Source organism: uncultured Eubacterium sp. (assembly GCF_945980375.1).
Taxonomy (GTDB): Bacteria; Bacillota; Clostridia; order Oscillospirales; family Acutalibacteraceae; genus Eubacterium_R.
Genome location: NZ_CAMFQO010000047.1, coordinates 1 through 4,954 on the forward strand (window position 1 = coordinate 1; position 4,954 = coordinate 4,954).

Genomic DNA, 4,954 nt, shown 5'->3' on the forward strand with positions numbered 1-4,954 from the left:
CACTGCCCAGTTATTTACATACGGAAGGATTTTATCAATCTGTTTGACACATTCGACGTAATCCTTTATCTCGTTGATAAGCAAAACATGCAATATATATTCGTCATAGTACTTGTGAGGCAGCTCGTTGAGAAAATCATTGTATTCACCGCATTTGAATATTTCTTTTGCCAATTTTCGTGATAACGGTATCCTCACTCCCAAAATTTCGCCTCGCTCAACACCGGGTGTAAGCTTTGCACAAAAGTCTGCGTATTCGTCATCTTTAAGCTCTGTCAGCCTTTGCCTTATATCCATAAAATCCCCTTACATAGAAAAATAAAAAAGCCATAATCCTAATCCCATAATGTGATAAGGTTTTGGCTTCTTTGAAATTAAGCTTCCTTTTTGAGCTGGCGCTCAAGCCATGTTGCTCCGAGGTCAAGAGCTGTAAATAAGCCCTTCTTTTCGCTCTTTTTAACTATTCTGTCCTTTGGTGGTAATGTTTCGTCAGTTGCAAGCAACTGAATTGTTATGTCGCCGGCAAGAGTAATGTCCTTGTAATCCTCGCTGTTTTTGATAGTGAGGCAAACAACATAAGGATCATTTATATCACCGTAGTACACGGTGTTGCCCGATCTAACCAAAGGCTTTCCTTTGTATTCAAAAAACTTTTCAGCCAAAGGTAACCCTCCTTTATTATTGTATTTAGCTGAGGTAATACTTTACCATTTCTGCCAAAAGCTCATCCCTGTCGATTTTACGGATTAAGCTTCTTGCGTTGTTGTGGGTGGTAATGTATGTTGGATCCTCCGACAAAATGTAGCCGACGATTTGGTTGATAGGATTGTAGCCCTTTTCTTTAAGTGCATCGTAAACGGCAGTAAGGGTTTCCTTCATGATGTCCTCATTATCGTTGGCAATCCTAAATGTCATGGTTTTGTCTTTCACTTTGATCCACCTCCACTTTGTATTGGCATATGTTAATTCAACATATATTATATACATTCTCACAAACGATTTCAACACTTTTTTCCTATTTTAATTAAAAAACTTGACTTAATTTAGTTTAGGGGTTATAATCTATCCAAATATTGATAACGCGTTGAACAGGTGTAAGTAGGGCGACAGGTTCAATTTAAGAGAGTGTACGGTCGGTGAAAGTGCACATTGTCTGTCTACTGAATTTCAGCTTGGGAGCACCCTGCGATAAGGTAAGGTCTTACAAAGACGAAAAGCGAAAATATGCCGAAATCAAACCGTTTTAGGCTTATTCGGATTTTATCTCGATTACTTAAGCAGGGCGTAAGCCTGCGATAAAGGCAAGAGTGGCACGTATTTCGGTATGTGCAATTTGAGTGGTACCACGGAACTTTCGTCTCATTTTATGAGGCGTTTTTTATTTTTATGGAGGGACTTTTATGGAACAAAGGATTAAAGACTTAAAGGCCAGGTTTGAAAAAGAGCTTGATGGCATTAAGGATTTAACAGAGCTTGAGGATGTTCGTGTTGCTTATTTGGGCAAAAAGGGCAGTGTGACCGATTTGCTTAAGGCAATGAAGGATTTGTCAAACGAGGACAAAAAAGCATTCGGTCAAAAGATTAACGAGCTTAAAGGCTCTGTTGCAAATAGAATTGCAGAAAAAACAGAGGAAATGAAAAAGGCGGAAATTCAAAAGGAAATTGAGCTTATGCCTGAATTTGACCTCTCGTTGCCGGCTGTGCTCGGCAGAGGCTCTTATCATCCTGTCACTATCGTTCAGCGTCAGTGCGAGCAGATATTCAAATCAATGGGCTTTACTGTTGAGGATTATCCCGAGGTTGTAACAGACTACGAGTGCTTTGAGTCTGTTAATGTGCCAAAGGATCACCCTGCACGCGATATGCAGGATACATATTATTTAACAAACGGTCAGCTTCTTAAGTCGCAGACCTCGGCGGCACAAAACGCTATTTTGAGAAAATATAAGGATAGCCTTATCAATGACGGCACTCCTATCAAGGCTATTTTCCCGGGCAGATGCTTCCGTAATGAAGCAACCGATGCCTGTCACGAAAACACCTTCTTTCAAATGGAGGGTATGATGGTTGGCAAGGATATTTCTATTTCCAACCTCATCTATTTTATGAAAACAATGCTTTCCGAGGTGTTCCAAAAGGATATTAAGGTAAGGCTTCGTCCGGGCTTCTTCCCGTTCGTTGAGCCTGGCTTTGAGCTTGATATAAGCTGCCTTATTTGCGGCGGTGAGGGTTGCCCAAGCTGTAAGCACAGCGGATGGCTTGAGCTTTGTCCATGCGGTATGATTCACCCTGAGGTTATGCGTATGGGCGGTATAGACCCTGAGGAATACACAGGCTTTGCATTCGGTCTCGGTTTGACAAGGCTTGTTATGATGAAATACGGCATCAAGGATATTCGTGATTTGAACGGCGGTAGCCTTAAGGCTATGAGTCAGTTCACGGATGATGAGTAAGAAAGGGGAGTGACAGTATGTTTTTATCAATGAATTGGATTTCGGACTTTGTTGATTTGTCCGGACTTGACAGAATTAAGCTAATTAATCAGTTTTCACTCTCTACCGCAGAGGTTGAAAATGAAATCTTTTTCAAGGGCTCCGATTTGTCGGGAGTGGTTGTTGCCGAAATTAAATCGGTAGAAAATCATCCCGAGTCAAAGAAGCTTCATCTTCTTAAGGTAGATGCAGGCGACAGCGAGCTTACAGACGTTGTTTGCGGTGCACCTAATGTCAGAGTCGGTATGAAAACCGCGTTTGCAAAGGTCGGCGCAAAAATCGGTGAGATTGAAATTGCACCCCGTCCGCTTGCAGGCTTTATGTCAAACGGAATGTGCTGCAGTGAAAAGGAAATCGGTATCAGTGATGATAACAGCGGTATTATGGAAATCACCGACGATATTCCAAACGGCACAGACTTAAAGGATGTTTATGCTATTGATGATATTATCTTTGAGGTTGACAATAAGTCGCTCACAAACCGTCCTGACCTTTGGGGGCATTACGGCATTGCCCGTGAATTTGCGGCACTTGCCGGCAGAGAGCTTAAGCCTCTTGAAACCGTAAGCCTTGCACAGTATGACAATCTTCCAAAGGTTGATATGAAGATTGAGGACCCGCTTTGCCAAAGATATTCCTGCCTGCAGGTTGAAAATATTAAGCGTACGGTATCACCTGTTGATATGCGTATTCGCCTTTATTACTGCGGAATGAGAGCAATCAATTTCCTTGCAGACCTTACAAATTATCTTATGCTTGAAATGGGACAGCCTATGCATGCTTTTGATAGCCGTAAGGTAGAAAAAATCAGAATTAAGAGATTCAGCGAGCCGTTCACCTTCCAAACCCTTGACGGTGTTGAAAGAAATATTGATGAAGATACTCTTATGATTTGTAACGACAACACCCCTGTTGCCATTGCAGGCATTATGGGTGGCCTTGACAGCGAAATTGTTGATGATACAACTACGCTTACTCTTGAATCGGCAACCTTTGACGCGGCTTCAATCCGTAAGTCAACAGTTCGCCTTTCTCACAGAACAGACGCTTCTATGAGATATGAAAAGTGTCTTGATCCCGAAATGACAACAACTGCCATTGCAAGATTTGTAAACCTCCTTCAAAAGTATGACGAGGGCTCAACTGTTGTATCTGCTCTTACCGATGATTATGCATACCATTATGATAAGGTTGAGCTTAACTTTACAAAGGCTTTTGTTGATAAGTATACAGGTATCGAGATTTCAAACGATACAATTATTTCAACTCTCAAATCGCTCGGCTTTACGGCAGAGGAGAGCAACGACGAATTTACTGTCGGCGTACCTTCGTGGAGAGCGACAAAGGATGTTACAATGAAGGCTGACATCATCGAGGAAATCACACGTATTTACGGATATGATAACTTTGATGTTCACACCTGCCTTGCTCCTCTTTATCCTGTTCGTCCCGATGTTGAAAAAACCGTTGAGGACAAAATAAAGGATTTGCTTGTTAAGAGATTTTCTTTGCACGAGCTTCATTCTTATGTATGGGCATATTATGATGAGCTCAAGGCTCTCGGCATTGATGTTGAGGGTGAAATTAAGCTTGAAGGTGCAACAAATCCTAATATTGAAACAATCCGTAAATCAATCATTCCAACCCAGCTTTGTCAGGTTAAGTCAAATACAGGCTTTGCTCCGCTCTTTGGTATTTTTGAGATCGGCAGAGTGGTTGAGGGCATTGATGAAAACAATCTTTGTATTGAGAAGAAAAAGCTTGCCATTACACTGTTCAACAAGGTTGCTCCGCTGTCGGTAGTGTTCTATAAGCTTCGTGATATTCTTGAGGTTATGTCAGATGAGCTTAAACACAAGCCGCTGTCATTTGAACCTATTGAAGCAACATCAAGCTATCAGCATCCGAGAAATCTTAACAGGATTATTTGCGACGGTGTAGAAATAGGTCAAATCGGTATTGTTCATCCGACAGTACAAAAGAAAATTGACAAAAAGGCTTCAATTGTATTTGCCGAGATTGATGTTGAGGCATTTGCAAAAATTGAAAATGCTTCTATCAAGTATGTAGAGCCGTCAAGGTTTCCCGAAATGGAAATTGACCTTTCGTTCGTATCTGCTCGCTTTGCCCCTATCGCAAAGGCTATTGCAGATGCCAAAAGTCCTCTTGTAAAAAATGTTGAGGTAACAGATGTTTACGAGGATGAAAACGACGGAACAAAGTCAATCACAACGCGTATAACCTTCTCTCATCCTGAAAAAACTCTTACAAGAGAAGAGGTGCAGGAGGTAACCGACGGCATCATCGCAACACTTAAAAATACAGGCATATCACTTAAAGGCTAATAAAAACACCTTGGGTTGTTGAGCGAAGCAAAACCGAGGGGATAAAAAAGCAGATTGAACTTGATGAACTGCCCCAAGTTGTGCAGACAGTACAAAAACAGACTACCAATGGTAGAA

5 protein-coding genes and 1 other annotated feature are annotated in these 4,954 nt (G+C 41.5%); of the genes, 2 read left to right on the forward strand and 3 right to left on the reverse strand.

What is annotated here, in order from left to right:
- The 3 genes from Q0P34_RS08250 to Q0P34_RS08260 all read right to left on the reverse strand — a co-directional run.
- Nucleotides 1-297: DNA alkylation repair protein (locus Q0P34_RS08250; RefSeq protein WP_294955330.1), on the reverse strand; the 297-nt coding region annotated here is incomplete at its 3' end.
- A 77-nt stretch (nucleotides 298-374) separates the two neighbouring features.
- Nucleotides 375-662: a hypothetical protein gene (locus tag Q0P34_RS08255; RefSeq protein ID WP_294955332.1), complete on the reverse strand. Its 288-nt coding sequence runs from the start codon at nucleotides 660-662 to the stop codon at nucleotides 375-377.
- A 25-nt stretch (nucleotides 663-687) separates the two neighbouring features.
- On the reverse strand, nucleotides 688-930 hold the full coding sequence (locus Q0P34_RS08260; RefSeq protein WP_294955334.1) for an IreB family regulatory phosphoprotein: 243 nt from the start codon (nucleotides 928-930) through the stop codon (nucleotides 688-690).
- Between the two features lie 145 nt (nucleotides 931-1,075).
- Nucleotides 1,076-1,365, forward strand: a binding site (T-box leader).
- A gap of 35 nt (nucleotides 1,366-1,400) precedes the next feature.
- On the opposite strand from Q0P34_RS08260, the gene pheS reads away from it, so the two are divergent.
- A complete protein-coding gene (gene pheS / locus Q0P34_RS08265; RefSeq protein ID WP_294955336.1) occupies nucleotides 1,401-2,453 on the forward strand; it encodes a phenylalanine--tRNA ligase subunit alpha in 1,053 nt (350 codons plus the stop codon).
- Nucleotides 2,454-2,470: 17 nt separating this feature from the next.
- Nucleotides 2,471-4,837: a phenylalanine--tRNA ligase subunit beta gene (gene pheT / locus Q0P34_RS08270; RefSeq protein ID WP_294955338.1), complete on the forward strand. Its 2,367-nt coding sequence runs from the start codon at nucleotides 2,471-2,473 to the stop codon at nucleotides 4,835-4,837.
- Nucleotides 4,838-4,954 lie beyond the last annotated feature (117 nt).